Origin of the sequence: Streptomyces nigra (assembly GCF_003074055.1) — a bacterium.
Taxonomy (GTDB): domain Bacteria; phylum Actinomycetota; class Actinomycetes; order Streptomycetales; family Streptomycetaceae; genus Streptomyces; species Streptomyces nigra.
Genome location: NZ_CP029043.1, coordinates 6,603,691 through 6,620,858, shown reverse-complemented (window position 1 = coordinate 6,620,858; position 17,168 = coordinate 6,603,691). Strand labels below are relative to the sequence as shown.

The 17,168-nt window shown below is 71.6% G+C and carries 12 protein-coding genes and 1 pseudogene; 3 read left to right on the top strand and 10 right to left on the bottom strand.

Annotation, left to right across the window (positions count from 1 at the left end):
- Nucleotides 1-6: 6 nt before the first annotated feature.
- From DC008_RS30415 to DC008_RS30385, 7 genes and pseudogenes are all read right to left on the bottom strand, one after another.
- Nucleotides 7-687, bottom strand: a complete 681-nt coding sequence (locus DC008_RS30415; protein WP_108709718.1) for a GAP family protein — start codon at nt 685-687, stop codon at nt 7-9.
- 11 nt (nt 688-698) lie between these two features.
- Nucleotides 699-2,132 (bottom strand): DUF1254 domain-containing protein, encoded by a 1,434-nt coding sequence (locus tag DC008_RS30410; RefSeq protein WP_208646032.1) that lies wholly within the window; start codon nt 2,130-2,132, stop codon nt 699-701.
- The gene (locus DC008_RS30405; RefSeq protein ID WP_108709717.1) at nt 2,116-3,048 is read right to left on the bottom strand and encodes an HAD family hydrolase; all 933 of its coding nucleotides are present in this window, start codon (nt 3,046-3,048) and stop codon (nt 2,116-2,118) included. The genes DC008_RS30410 and DC008_RS30405 overlap by 17 nt, the downstream gene beginning before the upstream one ends.
- Before the next feature lie 48 nt (nt 3,049-3,096).
- On the bottom strand, nt 3,097-4,689 hold the full coding sequence (locus DC008_RS30400; protein WP_244221445.1) for a DUF1254 domain-containing protein: 1,593 nt from the start codon (nt 4,687-4,689) through the stop codon (nt 3,097-3,099).
- A 222-nt stretch (nt 4,690-4,911) separates the two neighbouring features.
- Nucleotides 4,912-5,333, bottom strand: a pseudogene (locus DC008_RS30395) (type VI secretion system ATPase TssH); the annotation flags it as partial.
- A 2-nt stretch (nt 5,334-5,335) separates the two neighbouring features.
- Complete coding sequence (locus tag DC008_RS30390) at nt 5,336-6,181, bottom strand: aldo/keto reductase (protein ID WP_108709715.1); 846 nt, start codon at nt 6,179-6,181, stop codon at nt 5,336-5,338.
- A 101-nt stretch (nt 6,182-6,282) separates the two neighbouring features.
- Nucleotides 6,283-7,470, bottom strand: a complete 1,188-nt coding sequence (locus tag DC008_RS30385) for an MFS transporter (RefSeq protein WP_244221444.1) — start codon at nt 7,468-7,470, stop codon at nt 6,283-6,285.
- A gap of 266 nt (nt 7,471-7,736) precedes the next feature.
- Between DC008_RS30385 and DC008_RS30380 the strand changes: the two genes are divergently transcribed.
- Nucleotides 7,737-8,627 carry a LysR substrate-binding domain-containing protein gene (locus DC008_RS30380; RefSeq protein ID WP_108709713.1) on the top strand — a complete coding sequence of 297 codons (891 nt, stop codon included), beginning with the start codon at nt 7,737-7,739 and terminating at the stop codon, nt 8,625-8,627.
- 63 nt (nt 8,628-8,690) lie between these two features.
- Here DC008_RS30380 and DC008_RS30375 read toward each other — a convergent pair whose 3' ends face one another.
- On the bottom strand, nt 8,691-9,071 hold the full coding sequence (locus tag DC008_RS30375; RefSeq protein ID WP_108709712.1) for a DUF2267 domain-containing protein: 381 nt from the start codon (nt 9,069-9,071) through the stop codon (nt 8,691-8,693).
- A gap of 180 nt (nt 9,072-9,251) precedes the next feature.
- On the bottom strand, nt 9,252-11,720 hold the full coding sequence (uvrA, locus tag DC008_RS30370) for an excinuclease ABC subunit UvrA (RefSeq protein WP_108709711.1): 2,469 nt from the start codon (nt 11,718-11,720) through the stop codon (nt 9,252-9,254).
- Nucleotides 11,721-11,934: 214 nt separating this feature from the next.
- Here uvrA and DC008_RS30365 point away from each other — a divergent pair, with 214 nt between their 5' ends.
- Together DC008_RS30365 and DC008_RS30360 are read left to right on the top strand one after the other, a co-directional pair.
- Entirely contained in the window at nt 11,935-13,056 is a 1,122-nt protein-coding gene (locus DC008_RS30365; RefSeq protein ID WP_208646030.1) for a hypothetical protein, read from the top strand.
- Nucleotides 13,057-13,285: 229 nt separating this feature from the next.
- The gene (locus DC008_RS30360) at nt 13,286-15,463 is read left to right on the top strand and encodes an FUSC family protein (protein ID WP_108709710.1); all 2,178 of its coding nucleotides are present in this window, start codon (nt 13,286-13,288) and stop codon (nt 15,461-15,463) included.
- A gap of 115 nt (nt 15,464-15,578) precedes the next feature.
- On the opposite strand, the gene DC008_RS30355 is transcribed toward DC008_RS30360, so the two are convergent.
- On the bottom strand, nt 15,579-17,009 hold the full coding sequence (locus DC008_RS30355; RefSeq protein WP_108709709.1) for an endo-1,4-beta-xylanase: 1,431 nt from the start codon (nt 17,007-17,009) through the stop codon (nt 15,579-15,581).
- Nucleotides 17,010-17,168: the final 159 nt, after the last annotated feature.

Below are 17,168 nucleotides of genomic sequence, written 5' to 3'. Positions count from 1 at the left end.
CCCTCATCAGGAGGAGAGATCACTGATGGCGTTGCCCACCAGCTTCGCGGCGAAGAGCAGGCAGATCACGGCCATGATCGCCGTGTTGTTCCGCTCCATCCAGAGCTTGAGACCGTCGAGGATGTGCTTCGAGCGCTCCTTGAGGGCGAAGTAGAGCACGACCGGCGCTCCGGGCCCGAGCGCTCCGAGGACGACGTAGACCGCGAGCGCCACGGCCTGGGCGCCGGCGGAGGCGTCCGTGCGCGCGATCGCCGACGCCGCGGCGATCGAGAGCAGCAGGTTCTTCGGGTTGACGGCGGACAGCGCTGTCCCGAGGGCCAGCGCCTTGACCGGGGTGAACGAGTCGACGGTCTTCATCCACTTCGGCAACGTCACCTCCTCCTCGTCGCCGCGCGGCCGGCCGCGCCACTCCCTCACCGCCACCCACAGCAGCAGCACGCCGAGCGCCAGGTCGAGCGCGCTGACCCAGTCGGCCGGCTGCCCCTGGTCGCTCGTGCCGGCGCCGCCCGAGACCAGCAGCACGATCGTGCCGACCAGGGCCAGGCCAAGAGCCCAGCCCAGGAGCAGCGCCGGTCCGTTGGAGCGCGCCCTGGGGGTGGCGAGCATCAGCACCACACCGATGATCGGGAACGCGCTCAGCGCCACGGCGACGCCGTAGGACAGAATCTGACCGATCGCCTCACCCACGGCCCACTACCTCACACCGGTTCGATCTCGCCCGGCCGCCAGCTCTTGTCGAACCAGCTCTCGAGCGGGCCGTAGAGCCGCAGCATCACGAAGAATCCCTTGCCGGGTACGGTCTGGACCCAGTTCGCCTCCCTGCCCTCCGGCGCGGTCGGGCCGAAGTGGATGACCGTGTCGCCGTTGCTCTCGGGCCGGACGCCTCCCGACTCGCTGTTGACGCTCGGGTAGGGGTGGTCCGTGCGCAGCAGCGAACGGGTCTGGGGGTCGTAGGCGGTGACGGCCCAGAAGTTCTTCACCGGGATGCCGCTCGGCAGCGTGACCGTGTAGTGCCGTCCGCCGTCGAGCCACTCGCCTGTGGAGTCCTCCGCCGTGTAGGCGTACTGCGATCCGGTGCCGACGGGTGCCGTCACCATCGCCGGCGAGGAGGCGGTCGCGAAGTAGTAGAACACCGCCCGGGAGTCGAGCAGGCGGGCGCCGTCCGCCGACAGGAACTCGTAGCTGCGCGTGGGGAACGGGGTCATCCACGACCCGTCGGGGTAGTAGTAGAAACCCGGGTCACGCGGCTTGAAGGCCAGTGTCCGTACGACGCCCGCGGCGACCCTGGCGGCGGTGTCGAGGATCGAGCGCAGACGGTCGTCCGGCCGGAAGGGCGTGCCGCGCACGATGCCGAGCGCGGCGAGCTGACCGGCGCGCTCGGGGTCGAGCGACTCGGCCGGCTCGGCCTGGACGATGGTGTCGATCTCCTCGAAGAAGGAGAAGTCGTTCGCGTGGATCGTGTTGAAGTCGGAGTCCGCCCAGTTGACGAAGCGCTGCTCGGGCGGGTCCGCCGCGGCCGAGAGGGGGTAGATCCGTGCCGTGAGCAGGCTCTCCGTGCCCCCCAGTGCGCGCAGCAGCACCCAGGAGCCGTACGTCGCCGGCCGTACGACGAAGTAGCCGTCGGGGACGTCGCCTTCGTAGCCCGGAGGCAGGAAGAGGTACCTGCCTCCTTCTCCCCGGTCGGGCCCGGCGATGCCCATGTCGGTGACGTAGCGCTGCCACATGTCGTCGACGATGCACAGCGAGTTCGCCGGCGCCTCGATCACGGTGGGGCCGTCCTCGTCGAGCGCCAGGAAGGTCATCCCGTAGGTGGTCTCCGTGTTGCCCGTGAGCAGGACCGGCGCCGAGGTGCAGCGCGGGGCCGTGTAGCCGATCGTGCGGGAGTCGACGCCGATGCTCCGCAGTCCGCGTCGCATCGCGACCATGGAGGCGCCGGGCACGCAGTTGAGGAACGCCTCGATCCCGCGCAGCAGATCCAGGGTGTCGTAACTGCGGTCTACCGTGTCGGGCAAGGGCATGCCGTCGAAGAACTCCCATGCTCCGAAGACCGTCTCCAGCCGATCCGGACACATGATCGACGCGAGGGTCTCGGGTGATGTGCCCGGGCTGGGGGCGTCACTGATGTGAGGCACTTGGCTTCTCCTGAGTGAATCGTTCTGTGAGCACCGCGTTCCAGTCGTTCTTCATGCTGACCGTCGTCCACCCGGACCTCTCGGCCGTCGCGCGCGCCCGCTCCGCACAGTCGGCGTAGGCGTACTCGCGGACGTCGTCGTCGTGGACGACGAGCAGGGCGAACCGCGCGGACCGCAGCATCTCGACGTCCACGTCGTCGTTGCCCGCCGCGAAGCCCGGCAGCCGGCCGGTGCGGGCGAGGATGTACTCCGGTTTGCCGGGCCCGAGCGCGAGCGGGCCGTGCGGGGTCGCCCGACGGACCAGCACACCGTCCCTGTAGGCGAACTCCGGCGCCGAGCCGATCACGTTCTCCCTGGGGATGCCCCAGGTGTCCTCGCAGATCACCCGCATGAAGTCACGCCCGCCGCCCGAGCAGACGAACAGGCGCCAGCCGTACGACCTGAGGTAGTCGAACAGCTCCAGCATCGGCCGGTAGACGAGGCCGGCGTACGGTGCTCCGAAGCGGTCGTGGCGCCAGGAGGCCAGGTACCGCGCGGCATCGGCCTCGTACTCCGCGAGGGTGGTGCCCTCCCAGGCCGCTCCGACGGCCTCCACCATCGACGCCACCGCGTCGGGGTCCTGTTCGTTCAGCGCGCGGAGGTACGACTCGTCCCGCTCGGCGATCTCCCGGTAGGGCCGCCGGTCGGCCAGCGACGGGTCCTGCTCCAGCCGCGCGGCCAGTTTCCCGAGGACGAACGCCGTCTGCACCGGCGCGGGCTTCTCGACCCACAGGGTTCCGTCGTTGTCGAACACGGCGACCCGCTCCCGCGGCGGAACGAAGCCCGGCGAGCCCTCCGCCGCCGCGGACGTCACGAACCCGACGATCGCCCGTTTCGCGGCACCGTCGTTCCAGCTTCCCAGCGGGGTCGTGTCCATGCGCGTCACCGTTCGGTTCGTCTGTTGTCCCAGCGCCGTCGGGCGACGTCAGCCCACCGCCTCGATCTCACCCGGCCGCCAGGTCTTGTCGAAGAACGGCTGCAGCGGGCTGTAGAAGCGCAGTACCACGAACCATCCCCGGCCCGGTGTGGTCTGGATCCAGTTGCCCTCGGGCACACCGTCGGGCCGGTCGGGCCCGAAGTGCACCGTGGTCGTGCCGTCCGGGCCGGGGACCGCCGCCGGGGTGGGATAGGCCTGGCTGCCGGCCCGGGGGAACCGCTGCGGGGTGTCGAGCATCGACCGCGTCTGGTTGTCGTAGACGGTGACCGACCAGAACTTCGCGGCGGGAATGTTCGGCGGAAGCACGAGACGGTAGTACTTGCCGCCGTCGAAGGCCCGCTCCTCCTGATCCGCGAGGGCAAACAGGTACTGGGAGCCGACGCCGGGCAGCGGCGCCGTGAACGCCGGACTGATGCCCACGCCCAGGTACCACCACCAGGTCCGCAGGTTGAGTTTCCGGGCGCCGTCGTTCGGGCGGGGCTCGACGCCCTTGTCGGTGATGTTCGCGGGCGGGGTCAGGAACTCGTGGCCGGACACCAGCAGGCCGTTGAGCCACCGGGAGGAGACACCGTAGTAGTGCGCCCCCTCGGCCGGACGCGGACTGAAGGCGAGGGTACGGGCCGTGGCGTTGCCGACCGCGGCCGCCTCGGTGAGGATCTCCCGCATCCGCGCGTCCGGCTCGAAGGACCTGCCCTTGACGATGCCGACCGCGGCCAGCGCGCCGGCGATCTCGGGGTCGAGCGCCTCGGCCGGCTGGTCGTGCACGAGTTCGCTCGCGAAGTCGAAGTACGTCGCGTCCGCGGGCGGGACCATGTTCACGGGCAGTCCGGTGCCCTCGACGAAGCGCGGCGGGTCGGGCCTGTGCAGCGCGGCGGTCCAGGTCTCGGCGGTCCATGGCAGCGGCGGGGCCGTGCCGCCGGTGACGATCTCCCCGATGCTGGTTCCGTAGAGGCCGGGGACGTAACGGTAGATGCGCACGCCCTCCTTGATCCGCTCGACCGCCGGCTTCGGGTCGTCGCCCTCCAGGAAGGCCCGACCGCCCAGGATGAGCCGCGTGGTGCGGGTCCGGAGCGTGAAGAACCCGCCCTCGGGCAGAGGGCCCTCGTGGCCGGGTGGCACGAAGAGGTACTTGCCGCCCGCTCCGCGGTCCGGACCGGCCATGCCGGGGTCCGTGACCCAGCGGAACCACATGTCATTGAGGAAGCAGAGGGCGAAGGGTGGCACCTCCACCACCAGCGGGCCCTCGGTCAGGTCGAGGAAGCTGACGAAGTAGACGGTGTCGGCGTTCCCGGTCAGCACGAGCGTCTTGGGATCCATGAACTCCGAGAAGAGCAGGACGTCGTGGTCCTGGATTCCGGCCTCCAGGAACCCCCGGCGGGCCGCCCACAGGCTGACGCCGGAATACGCGTCGAGGAACGCGCTGACCGCGCGCACGTGGTCCGCGTGGTCGTAGAGGCGGTTCGCGGTCTCCTCGGTGGGTACGCCCAGCGGGAACTCCAGGGTGCCCAGGTGCGTCTCGACCCGCTCGGGCGTCGAGATCGACTCCATGACCCGGGGTGAGATCTGTGCGGTGCGCTGCAAGGGATCGCTCCGTTCTCGGAAATATGCCGCCCTGTCGACCATGTGCCTCACCTGCCTCGGACCACCACCGCGGCTAGGCCATCGGAGGGCCTCGGAGTGGAGCGATGCTTGGTCCGGTCAACGGCCGGACGTGGAGGAACGACGCCGGGCAGTGCCGTGCGGAGTCGTTCCCCGCCCCGGGCCGACGGGTCCCGTTCCCGGCCGCAGGGTGGTCCTCACACGGCGACCGCGGGCCTCGTCGACGAGGTCGATGGCCTTGTCGGGCAGGAACCGGTCCGTGATGTAGCGGTGGGAGAGGGTGGCGGCGGAGACCAGAGCCGTGTCCTGGATCTTCACCCCGTGGAAGATCTCCAGGCGTTCACGCAGCCCGCGCAGGATGGAGACGGTGTCCTCCACACTCGGCTCGTCGACCAGCACCTGCTGGAAACGACGCTCAAGAGCCGCGTCCTTCTCGATGTGCTTGCGGTACTCGTCGAGGGTGGTGGCGCCGATCATGTGGAGTTCACCGCGGGCGAGCTCGGCTTGAGCATGTTGCCCGCATCCATGGCCCCCTCCGCGGCACCCGCCCCGACGACCGTGTGCAACTCGTCGACGAAGAGCAGGATGTGCCCCCGCGCCGCCTCCACCTCCGACAGCACGGCCTCCTTCAGAGCATCTCCAGGGGTGTGGCCGGGGTGGGCGGCGGGAACGCCTCGTCGAGGATTTCGAGCGCCTCGGTGGGAAGGCGGAGGTCCACCGCGCCGCGGTTCTCCCGTACGTGGTCGGGCGATCCGGAACGCGGGATCGCGGACACCCCCTGTTCCAGCGCCCAGGCCAGTGCCACCTGGGCCGGTGTAGCTCCGAGGGCCCGGGCCACGGCACCCAGTGCCTCGGCTCCCAGGATCCGCCCCTGCTCGATCGGGGAGTAGGCCATGACCGCCACCTCGGCCTCGCGGCACCAGGGGAGCAGATCCCACTCGATGCCGCGCCGGGAGAGGTTGTACAGCACCTGGTCGACGGCCACGGCGTCGCCGCCGGGGAGGGTGGCCAGCTCGGTCATGTCGGCGACGTCCAGATTGCTCACGCCCCAGTACCGGATCTTCCCCGCCTCCATCAGGTCGGTGAATCCCGACAGGGTCTCCTCGAGGGGCCACCGTCCCCGCCAGTGCAGCAGGTACAGGTCCAGCCGGTCCGTACCGAGCCGCCGCAGGCTGCCCTCGCAGGCGGCGACGGTGCCCTTCCGGTCGGCGTGTCCGGGCAGCACCTTGCTGACGAGGAAGACCTCGTCCCGCCGTCCGCGGAGGGCCTCCCCGACGAGTTCCTCGGCCGCTCCGTCGCCGTACATCTCCGCCGTGTCGACGACGGTCATCCCCAGGTCCACGCCCAGCCGCAGCGCGGCGATCTCCTGTTCACGCCGGCCCGGGTCCTCGCCCAGGTACCAGGTGCCCTGTCCTGCAGCCGCGATCTCCTCACCGGAGGGGAGCACGATCGTTCTGGCCGATTCCGCGGACATCCCGGGCCTCCCGTCTGCCGCGGATCCGTGGCCCGCGCACCCGCACCGGGTGCCCAGCGGCACGCCTCCCAGACAGCCGCGCCGCATACGCCGCGAGGAGGTCAGGAGGGGGGTGCGGACCTCGCCGGGAGCTCGCCCGGACCGGGTGCCCGATCCCGCAGCGCGACGACCACCGACACGACGGCGCCGCAGGAGAGGACCGTCGCGAAACCGATCATCGCGTTCTGGACGGCGAAGTACCGCAGGGCGATGCCGAACAGGACGGACGGCAGGCCCATTCCCAGGTAGGCGACGACGAAGAACACGGCGAGGACCCCCGCGCGTGAGGCGGGCTCGGCCACCGCACCGGCGCGTTCGACACCTCCCTTGAACAGCAGCCCGGAGCCGGCTCCCGACAGGGACACGGCGACCAGGTAGAGCCAGAGCGCCGGATGCTGGAGGGCGACGGCGCACAGGACCAGCCCGACCGGGAAGACCACCGCCCCCACGGTCAGGAGCCGGGGCAGTGGGAGGCGGCCCAGCACCAGCTGGGCGGCCGCCGCGGAACCGAACATGAGGAAGGCCGCCAGGCCGACCACGAGGTGCGAGTCGGTGTGCAGGCTGCCGTGGAGCACGCTCGCCCCGAGGGAGGAGATCAGGCCGAGGATCGCGAAGGCGAAGGCGCCCAGCGCGCCGGCCGCGCCGAACGCCCGCCGGCCGCCGGGGCGCAGGACGAACCTGCTGGACGGTCGGGCCACGGGCAGCTCCAGGTCCACGGTCTCCGGGGTGCACAGCACCAGCGCCAGGCATACCGCCATGGCGAGCGTGAAGATCACCTGGACGGTGATCAGGGGCGCGGGAAGCCACTCGGCGACGGCTCCGGCGACCAGGGGGCCCGAGGCCAGGCCGCCGAGGTTGGCGGCGGTGGCCACGACGCCGGGCAGCACCGAACCCGTCCGGTCGGGACGGACGTCGTGGTAGAGGTCGTGCAGATACGTCGTCGCGGTCGAGGCCATCAGCCCCAGTCCGACACCGTTGAGGACCCGGCCCGCGATCAGCCCCGGCAGGTCCCGCCACACGATCAGTACGACCGACGCGAGGATGCCGACCAGCAGCGCCGGGACGATGATGCGCCGCCGGCCGAGCCGGTCCGACAGGTGTCCCAGCCCCAGGAAGGCGCCCGCCGCCCCCACGACCATCGAGGCGTACGCCACCGTGACCGTGGTCGCGCCGAAGTGGTCCCGGGCCTCGTACAGCGGCCACAGCGGGGTCGGCGCGGTGCCGAAGGCCATCAGCACGGTGAAGGCCACCGCCACGAACCAGAAGCCGGTCGCGTGCGAGGCACGGCGCCGGCCGGGGGCGCGGGGCGGCAGGTCGGCGCGGGCGAGTGCCTGGATGTGGTGGGTCGGGTCGCCGGGAGCCTCGGCTGCGGGACGGCTCAGCGGCGTCGGTGCGGCAGGCAGGGGTACCCCTCCTCGGACGGAAGCGGATGACGCCTTCCATCCTCCTCACCAGCCAGGATCAATGCCAGCGAATGTTTTTGCTGAGGTCGAGCAATGCGGGAGATACTTCTCCTGTGGAGCTACGTCAGCTGGAGCACTTCATCGCGGTCGCCGAGGAGCTGAGCTTCACGCGCGCCGCCCGTCGGCTGCACGTGGTGCAGTCGGGGGTGTCCGCCGCGATCCGCTCCCTGGAGCGCGAGCTCGGCTGCGCGCTGTTCGAGCGCACGTCGCAGCGGGTCCGGCTCACCGGGGCGGGCGCGGCGCTGCTGCCGGAGGCCCGCGCCACCCTGCACGCCGCCCAGGCGGCCCAGGACGCCGTGCGTGCCGCCCAGGACACGCTGCGCGGCGCGGTGAACGTGGGCGCGATGGCCTCGGTCGAGGTGGTGGACCTGCCGGCGCTCCTCGGGCAGTTGCACGCGCGGCATCCGGCGATCGACGTCCGGCTGCGGCTGGCGACGACCGGCTCGGAGGGACTGGCGCACGCGCTGCTCGGCGGAGACCTGGACGTGGCCTTCCTGTCGCTGCCCGAGCGCAAACCCGCCGGGATCGACGCCCGCGAGCTGGCCACCGTGCCGCTCGTCCTCGTGGTGAACGCCGCCCATCCGCTCGCGCAGCGGGGGGAGTTGACGCTGGCGGACCTCGCGGAGGAGCCCTTCGTGGACTTCCCGCCGGGCTACGGCAACCGCGAGGTGGTCGACCGGGCGTTCGCGGCGGCGGGCGTCGTACGCCGGGTGGCCCTGGAAGTGCCCGACATCGACATGGGGGCGGCACTCGTCCGGCACGGTCTGGGCATCGCCTTCCTGCCCGCGTTCGCCGTTGCCCGCACCCCCGGCCTGCACGTCCTGGACGTCCACGGCACCGTGCTGCGCTGGAGCATGCATCTCGGCACGTCGTCGACCCGGCGGCCCAGCTCGGCTCTGCGGGCGCTGCTCGACCTGGTCGACCTCCACGTCCTCGCCCTGTGACGCCCGGGCCCCGGTGTGACCCTCACGCCACGACGGCCTCGAGGGACCGGCGATCCGCGGATGTCACCCGGCGGATTCGACGGCCTGGGAGAAGTCCGTGCCGAGCTGCGACATCAGGTCGGTGAACTCCTTCTCGCTGATCGCCTCGCGGAGCACGGCCAGGACGGTGCGCACACCACGGTCGGCCTCCTCCTCCTTGAGCATGGTGCGTTCGGCGACGCGTCGCACGCTGTCGGTGTGCCCGAAGCGCTCGATGCGATCCGTGGTTCCCCGGCGCACCGCGTCCGCGAGGCCCTCGGGGAGTTCGGTGACCAGGCCCCTGGCCTCCCCCGGGCTCAGCCGGTGGGCCAGCGTCTCGAGCGTGGCCCAGGTCAGGTCCGCCGCCTCCTCGCGGCCCAGTCCGGTGCGCTCGGCGACGGTACGGACGAATTCCCGCTCATCCATGGGTCGCCCTCCTTCCCTGCTGCGTTGCGACGATCGGCGCGGACCCCTGCAAGCCTGACACGCCGTCCCGGCCCGCGCCCGCCCACGGACGGCGGTGACCACGACGCGACCGCTCACGCCGGGGTGCGGGACTGCTGCGGCGGGTCGGATCCCGCGGTTGCCGCAAAGGGCTTCTGGCCGTCAGGAGCGTGTGAGCCGGGCCGCGAGATAGGGCGCGGTGGCGCTGCGACGGGCTTTCGCCACCTTGGCGGGCGGGCCCGCCGCGACGACCCGGCCGCCCGCGTCGCCGCCGCCGGGGCCGAGGTCGATGACCCAGTCGGCGGTGGCGATCGTGTCCAGGTCGTGCTCGACGAGGACGACCGTGTTGCCCGCGTCGACGAGGCGGTGCAGCTGTCGCAGCAGCAGCGCGATGTCAGCGGGGTGCAGCCCCGCCGTCGGCTCGTCCAGCAGGTAGAGCGCGTGCCCGCGGCGGGCCCGCTGCAGTTCGGTGGCCAGTTTGATGCGTTGCGCCTCACCGCCGCTGAGTTCCGTCGCGGGCTGGCCCAGCCGCAGGTATCCCAGTCCCACCTCACGCAGCGTCTCCAGACTGCGGGAGGCGGCCGGGACGGAGGAGAGGAACGTGGCGGCGGCGTCGACGGACAGCGCCAGCACTTCCGCGATGTTCTTGCCGCGGTAGGTGACTTCCAGCGTCTCGGCGTTGTACCGGGCACCCTGGCAGGTCGGGCACGGCGCATAGGTGCCGGGCAGGAACAGCAGTTCCACCGCGACGAACCCTTCGCCCTGGCAGGTCTCGCACCGCCCCTCGGGCACGTTGAAGGAGAACCGTCCGGCCGAGTAGCCGCGCGCCCTGGCCTCGTCCGTCGCCGCGTACAGCTTGCGCACGGCGTCGAACATCCCCGTGTAGGTGGCCAGGTTGGACCGGGGGGTCCGGCCGATGGGCCGCTGGTCGACCAGGACCAGCCGGTCGAACGACTCGACCCCCGACGCGTCCTGGACGTCGATCTCCAGCTGTGCCTCGTCGGGCTCCTCGGGCACGAGTCCGAGGTGGCCGCGGACGACCTCGGCGAGCACCTGCGTCACCAGCGTCGACTTTCCGGAACCGGACACGCCGGTCACCGCCGTCAGTACGCAGAGCGGTACGTCGACGGACACGTCGCGCAGATTGTGGCGGGAGACGCCGCGCAGGTGCAGCCAGCCGTGCGGTGCGCGCGGGCGGTGATCGAGCGGCTGGGCCCGCCCGAACAGGTACTGGCTCGTGGCCGACTCCCCGACCCGCTCGAGACCGGCGACCGGGCCGCTGTACAGCACGCGTCCGCCGCCCTCGCCCGCGCCGGGACCGATGTCGACGACCCAGTCCGCCCGCCGTACGACGTCCATGTCGTGCTCCACGACGAACAGGGAGTTGCCCGCCGCCTTGAGACGGTCCAGCACGTCCAGCAGCGGTTCCGCGTCGGCAGGGTGCAGGCCGGCGGAGGGTTCGTCGAGGACGTAGACGACGCCGAACAGCCCCGAGCGCAGTTGGGTGGCGATGCGCAGGCGCTGCGCCTCGCCGGGCGACAGGGTCGTCGAGCGGCGCCCGAGGCTGAGATATCCGAGGCCCAGACCGAGCAGTACCTCGATCCGCGCGACCAGATCGCCGCAGATCCGGACCGCGACCTCGGTCGTCTCCCCGGATCGGGCGGTCGACGTGGTGGCGTCGGCCTCGGACCGCTCGGCGACCGGCCGCAGCAGTGCCACGACCTCGGTGAGCGGCTTCGCGTTGATCTCGGCGATGGAATGTCCGGCGAAGGCCACGGCGAGCGCCTCGGGCCGCAGTCCGCTGCCGTGGCACTCGGGGCAGGGCACGCTTCTGACGAACCGGAGCGCCCGTTCGCGCATCTTCTCGCTCTTGGAGTCGGCGAGGACGTGCATGACGTGCTTGCGGGCGCTCCAGAACTTGCCCTGGTAGCCGTAGTCGATGCGGTCCTCCTCCGGCTCGATGTACACGGAGGGCTGCTCGTCCGTGTACAGCAGCCAGTCGCGGTCCTTCTTCCGGAGTCTGCGCCAGGGCCGGTCGATGTCGATTCCCAGGCCGTTCACGACACTGCGCAGGTTGGCGCCCTGCCAGGCGCCCGGCCAGGCGGCGATCGCCCCTTCGCGGATGCTCAGCGAGGGGTCCGGGACGAGCAGGTCCTCGGCGACGTCGTGCACGACGCCCAGTCCGTGGCACCGCGGGCAGGCGCCGGCCGCGGTGTTGGGTGAGAACGACTCGGCGTCCAGCCGTGCGGCCCCGGGCGGGTAGGTGCCGGCGCGGGAGTACAGGATGCGCAGCAGATTGGACAGGGTGGTGATGGTGCCGACCGTCGAGCGCGAGCTGGGTGATCCGCGGCGCTGCTGCAGGGCCACGGCCGGGGGCAGTCCGGTGATCTCCTGCACGTGCGGTGCGCCGACCTGCTGCAACAGCCTTCGGGCGTACGGTGCCACGGACTCGAAGTAGCGACGCTGCGCCTCCGCGTAGAGCGTGCCGAACGCGAGCGAGGACTTGCCCGAGCCGGAGACCCCGGTGAAGGCGACCATGGCGTCCCGTGGAACGTCGACGTCGATGTTCCGCAGGTTGTTCTCGCCGGCGCCCCGGACATGCACGTAGGGGTCGGACGCGTCCTTGTTCACCGTTCCTGAGTACCCGATCGCGCTGGGAACCGCGCGACAGGCGGCGTCACCGGGCCCGGCTCACCCGCAGGTCCTGCACGGACGAGGACGCGGAGATCTGACCTTGCCGCCTGCGCCTGCCGACAGTGTCAGCGTGTCACGGGGCGGGCCGCGTCACCTCGGGGGCGATGCTGTGGGCACGTGCGATCGCGGGGGCAGCCGACGAGAAGGAGTCATGCGGGTGTCATTCCAGGGCGTTACGGTCGTGGCTCTTCTGGCGGATCCGTACGCGCCGACGGAGATCGCGCAGCGCTTGGCCCGGACGCTTCCTGATCGGCTCGCCGACAAGTCGGGCCAGGCACGACGGTTCGACGTCGAGGTGGTCAGTGAGCCCTTCACCGCAAGAACCGAGGATCCGCCCACCTTGATGCAGCGGATCATGGACCGTGGAAGGGAGGGGAACTGGGACATCGTCGTGGCCCTCACCGACCTTCCGCTGCACTCGCACGGGCGCGAGATCGTGGTGGATCTGAGCCACGAACACGGCTTGGCGCTGGTGTCTCTTCCTCCGCTGGGGGGCTTCCGGCTGCAGACAAGGGCCCAGCAGGCCGTGGAAGAAGCAGTGCTCAGCTTGACGAGCCCACGGGCCACCGGGCCTGAGTGGGCTCCGGGAGGTCAGCCGCTGCGTGGGCCCTTCATCGGTCGTCTCACGCCTATCCATCCGGGTCAGGTCGGTGCGGAGGACATGGCCGATCTGCGGTACGTCGTCAGCGGGCCGCGCGGTTACCTGAGGGTGCTCCTCGGTATGGTCCGCGCCAACCGGCCCTGGCGGTTGGTGCCGGACTTGTCGAAAGCCCTGGCGGCCGCACTCGCCACGGGGGCCATCGCCACCCTGGACTCCACCATCTGGAGCCTGGCCACCTCCCTGGGCACGCCACGCCTGGTGATCGCCATGGTCGGGTCCGTCGCTCTCATGATCGGCTGGCTGATCGTGGACGCGAACCTGTGGCATCGAACGGACGAGGTTTCGCCGGAGGCGAGGAAGACGGCGGTCCTCTACAACACCTCCACGGTCCTGACGGTGGGTATCGGGGTGCTGGTCTGCTACGCGGGTCTGATGGTCATCAACTTGGTGTGGGCGCTGTTCATCCTCACCGATCGTGTGTTCACTTCCGCGACACAGACCCCGCTGCACACCACGGATTACTGGACGCTGACCTGGTTCGTCGCTTCGGTCGCCACGGTGGGCGGCGCGCTGGGATCGGGCCTGGAGAGTGACGAGGCGATCCGGGCAGCGGCCTACTCCAAGCGCGAACAGGAGCGTCGCATCCTGCTGCAGGACGGCCACGGTGACTAGCGGGTGACCTCAGCCAGAGATGTGCCCTCGGTCGGTGGTCGTCCGGGTCCGGAGATTCGCTGATCGGTCGGTGCGTGGTTGTTTCGCCTCGGGCGCACAGGGGGACCCGGACGCAACGCCGCCTGAGCGCCGAAGCTCCGCCTGTGTGGGAGGTTTCCATGCACGAGGGCTGCCGCACCTCGACCAGGCCGACGCGACCCGGCAGGGCGTTCCGGCCGTGCGGACACCCGTGACGTGGCTGCGGGCCTTCGGGGACGTCGTGCGATCCGGGCTCACGGTCGAGGAGACGCGGCTGGAGCCCCTGCTCGCCCTGCGTGCGGCCGCCGGGGTGGCGCTCGTCGTCGGGCCGACGCTGTGGCTGGTCTCCCCCGCGTACGCCGCGTCCGCCGCTCTCGGCGCCTACTCCGCGGGCGGAGCAACCTTCCAGCGCAACTGGCGTCCGCGCAAGGTCGTCGCGCTCGGCGCGGGCGCGGGTCTGGCGCTCAGCACCTTCGTGGGCTACCTGGCGGCGGGGCGACTCGTGACGTTCCTCCCGCTGCTCGCCCTGTGGGCCTTCGTCGCGGGAATGGCATGGGCCGTCGGATCGACCGCCGGGATCGTCGCGGCGACGACCGTGGGCAGCATGCTGGTGACCATCACCCTGCCCACGAGCGTCGGGCGGGCTCTGGAGCACGCCGGGGTCATCGCGCTCGGAGGCGTGGCGCAGGCCGTGCTGATCCTGCTGTTCCCGATCCGGCGTTGGGGCGCGCACCGCGACGCGCTGGCCGACGCGCTGGCCGCCGTGGCCGACTACGCCCGCCGGCTGCGGCACGACCCGACCGCGCCGTTCGACCCGGAGCCGCTGATGACGGCCCGGGACGCGGCCGCCGTGACGCCGTCCCAGGCCCGCACCCGTCCTCCCGTCCTGCACGGCCCCCGGGGACTCGCCGAGCGCATTCGGCCGGTCGTCGCGGCGCTCGCCGACCCGGACGTGGGCGCCCCGGCCGAGGGACCCGGGCGGGACCGCGCGCGGGAGTTGCTCGACGCGGCCGCCGACGTCCTGGACGCGGCCGCCCGTTCGATCCGACACGGCATCCCTGCCGAGGTGCGGCCCGAGAGCGCGGACGTCCTGCGCGTCGACGAGGAGCACGAGGTGCTGGAGGGCCCCGCGCGGCAAGCCGCCGAACGGCTCGTGGAACTGCTCGGCGAGGCGTTGGACATCGCCGGGAGCGGCGGGGCGCGCGCCGAGGCGCCCACGCCGCCCGATCCCGCCGGCGCCCAGTTCCTGGTGCGCCCGACCCTGTTCAAGCTGGTCCCGGTCGTCGTCGTGGCGGTCCGCCGTGAGCTCCACCGGGACTCGCCCGTGTTCCGGCACGCCGTCCGCCTGGCGGCGGTGGCCACGGTCGGCTATCTGATCGCCGCCCGGCTGCCCCTGGGGCACGGCTACTGGGCGCCCATCGCCTCGGTGATGGTGATGCGGCCGGACTTCCACCGGACGTACGCGCGTGCCGTGGCCCGTCTCGCCGGGACCCTGGTGGGGGTGGCGCTCGCCACCGGTGTGGTGCGGGCATTGGGCACGGACGCCCACCTGTCCGCCGTGCCGGCGGTCGTCTCGGCGGGCCTGTCGTACACGCTGAACCGTACCGGCTACGCCTACTCCCAGTGCTTCACCGCCGCGTACGTCGTCTTCCTGCTCGGCATGGGCGGCCAGGCATGGGAGCAGACGGTCCCGGAGCGGGTGGTGCTCACCCTGCTCGGCGGGGCCCTGGCCATGCTGGCGTACGTGGTGTACCCCGCGTGGGAGACCCCCCGGCTGCCGGGCCGGCTGGCGGACTGGCTCGCCGCCGACGGCCGCTACGCGGCCGCCGTGCTCCGCAGCCACGCCCGACCGACCCGGGAACATCGCGCGGACATGCGCAGGGCGCTGCTGGCGAGCAGGGACGCACGGGCCGCCTGGCAGAAGGCCTATGAACAGGCAAGACGCGAACCGGTCGGCCCCCGCGGCCTGACGTCGCGCGAGGCGGAGGACGCGCAGGAGGCGCTCAAGCGGTTCGGCCGGGCGGCGATGCTCATGGAGAGCCACGTCCCGCGGGCCGACAGCCGTTTCGCCTCGGAGGCGGAGCGGCTCGCCGAGGCCCTGGAGGCGGACACCGAGCAGGCGGCCGAGGATGTGCGCGAGCACAGGAACCCGGACTGGGGGCGCGTGGAGGAGGCGCTCCACGCCTGGCAGGGCAGCGCCCTCGGCACCGGAAGCCCGGTCGTGCGGCGCGAGGCTGAACTTGAGAAACGGGCCTTGGAGGACCTCGCGACAGCCGTGAGCCGCACGCCCCTGGAACGGGACGTCGGCCCGGCTCGCGAGGAGCAGCGGGTGCGGGCGACCCTGGCCGCGGAAGATGACGGACCAGGGCCCGCGCACCCGGGCGGGTGACGGCGCGGCGACGGACAGCGCCCGGGAGTCGGCTTTGTGCCGGCCGACCGGACCCCTGGACGGGCCGCCGCCCTCACGACGGCGGCCCCGGGCCATGTGGCTGAAGGCCCGTGTGTCAGGTGCGGGTCCAGCGCTGGTTGGAGCCGCCCGAGCAGGCGTAGAGCTGGATCCTGGCGCCGTTGCCGCTGCCGGCCGCGTCCAGGCAGCGGCCCGACTGGACGCCGACGATCGAACCGTCGGAGTTCAGCCGCCACTTCTGGTTGTCGCCGCCCCAGCAGCTGTAGATCTGGACCGAGGCGCCGTTGCCGGTGCCGGCGGCGTCCAGGCACTTGTTGCCGTAGACCCGGATCTCACCGGAGTCGGTCACGGCCCACTGCTGGTTGCTGTTGGAGTGGCAGTCGTACAGCTGGACGCCTGTGCCGTCGGTGGTGGAGGCGTTGGGGACGTCCAGGCAGCGGCCCGAGGCGACGCCCTTGATCTGGCCGCCGTCACCGGTCGGCGGGGGCGTGGTGGTGCCGCCGTTGAGCGCGTTCAGGACGGCGGAGTACGCGGCCTTCTTGCTGCCGTCGTTGTTGAACAGCAGCGGCGTGTCACTGGCGCGCCAGGAGTCGCTGTCGCGCACGCCCCAGACGGTCACGCCGAGGCAGCGCGAGACGGCCAGGCAGTCGTTGACCACGGCGGCGTACGTCGAGGACGAGGCGCCCTGGATGTCGAGCTCGGTGACGGCGACGTCGACGCCGAGGGCCGCGAAGTTCTGCAGCGTGGTGCGGAAGTTGCTGTCGTACGGGCTGCCGCTGTTGAAGTGCGACTGGAAGCCGACGCAGTCGATCGGCACGCCGCGCGACTTGAAGTCCTTGACCATGTTGTACATGGCCTGGGTCTTCGCCCAGTTCCAGTTCTCGACGTTGTAGTCGTTGTAGCAGAGCTTGGCGGACGGGTCGGCGGCGCGCGCGGTGCGGAAGGCGACCTCGATCCAGTCGTTGCCGGTGCGCTGGAGGTTGGAGTCGCGGCGGGCACCCGAACTTCCGTCGGCGAACGCCTCGTTCACGACGTCCCACTGGGCGATCTTGCCCTTGTAGTGCGCCATCACGCCGTTGATGTGGTCGATCATGGCCTGGCGCAGCGAGCTGCCGCTGAGGCTCTGCATCCAGCCGGGCTGCTGGGAGTGCCAGGCGAGGGTGTGTCCGCGGACCTCCTTGCCGTTCTGCACGGCCCAGTTGTAGACGCGGTCGGCCGAACTGAAGTTGAACTGGCCCCGGTTCGGCTCGGTGGCGTCGATCTTCATCTCGTTCTCGGCGGTCACCGAGTTGAACTCGCGGTTCGCGATCGAGGTGTACGTCGAGTCGCCGAGCTTGCCCGAGGCGATGGCGACGCCGAAGTAGCGGCCGCTCTGTGCCGCCGCGGCACCGAGGGTGCTCTCGGCCGCGTCCGCGTTCGTGGGCGGGACGAGTGCGGCCGTCAGCCCGAGGACGCCGGCGGCCAGCGCCAGCAGCGGGGTTCGGAGCTTCTGACGGACGGCGGCTCTGGGAAGGGCTTGGATGCCCATGGGGGTGCCTCCTTAGCGGTTCTCACGGAACGACCGAAGAGCAGGGGAAACCGAGGAACGGACGTGCTGGGGGGAGCGCAGCGGCCTGGGCCGGTCGGCGGGGCGGTCCACGGCGGGTGATGCGGGGATCCGGTGGTGCGGCTCGGACTTCGGGAACCG

What these genes read in the sequence shown, in the direction of transcription:
- DC008_RS30405 (WP_108709717.1), bottom strand. Translation starts at nt 3,048, where the DNA reads ATGGACACGACCCCGCTGGGAAGCTGGAACGACGGTGCCGCGAAACGG.
- DC008_RS30390 (WP_108709715.1), bottom strand. Translation starts at nt 6,181, where the DNA reads ATGTCCGCGGAATCGGCCAGAACGATCGTGCTCCCCTCCGGTGAGGAG.
- DC008_RS30375 (WP_108709712.1), bottom strand. Translation starts at nt 9,071, where the DNA reads ATGGATGAGCGGGAATTCGTCCGTACCGTCGCCGAGCGCACCGGACTG.
- DC008_RS30365 (WP_208646030.1), top strand. Translation starts at nt 11,935, where the DNA reads ATGCGGGTGTCATTCCAGGGCGTTACGGTCGTGGCTCTTCTGGCGGAT.
- DC008_RS30355 (WP_108709709.1), bottom strand. Translation starts at nt 17,009, where the DNA reads ATGGGCATCCAAGCCCTTCCCAGAGCCGCCGTCCGTCAGAAGCTCCGA.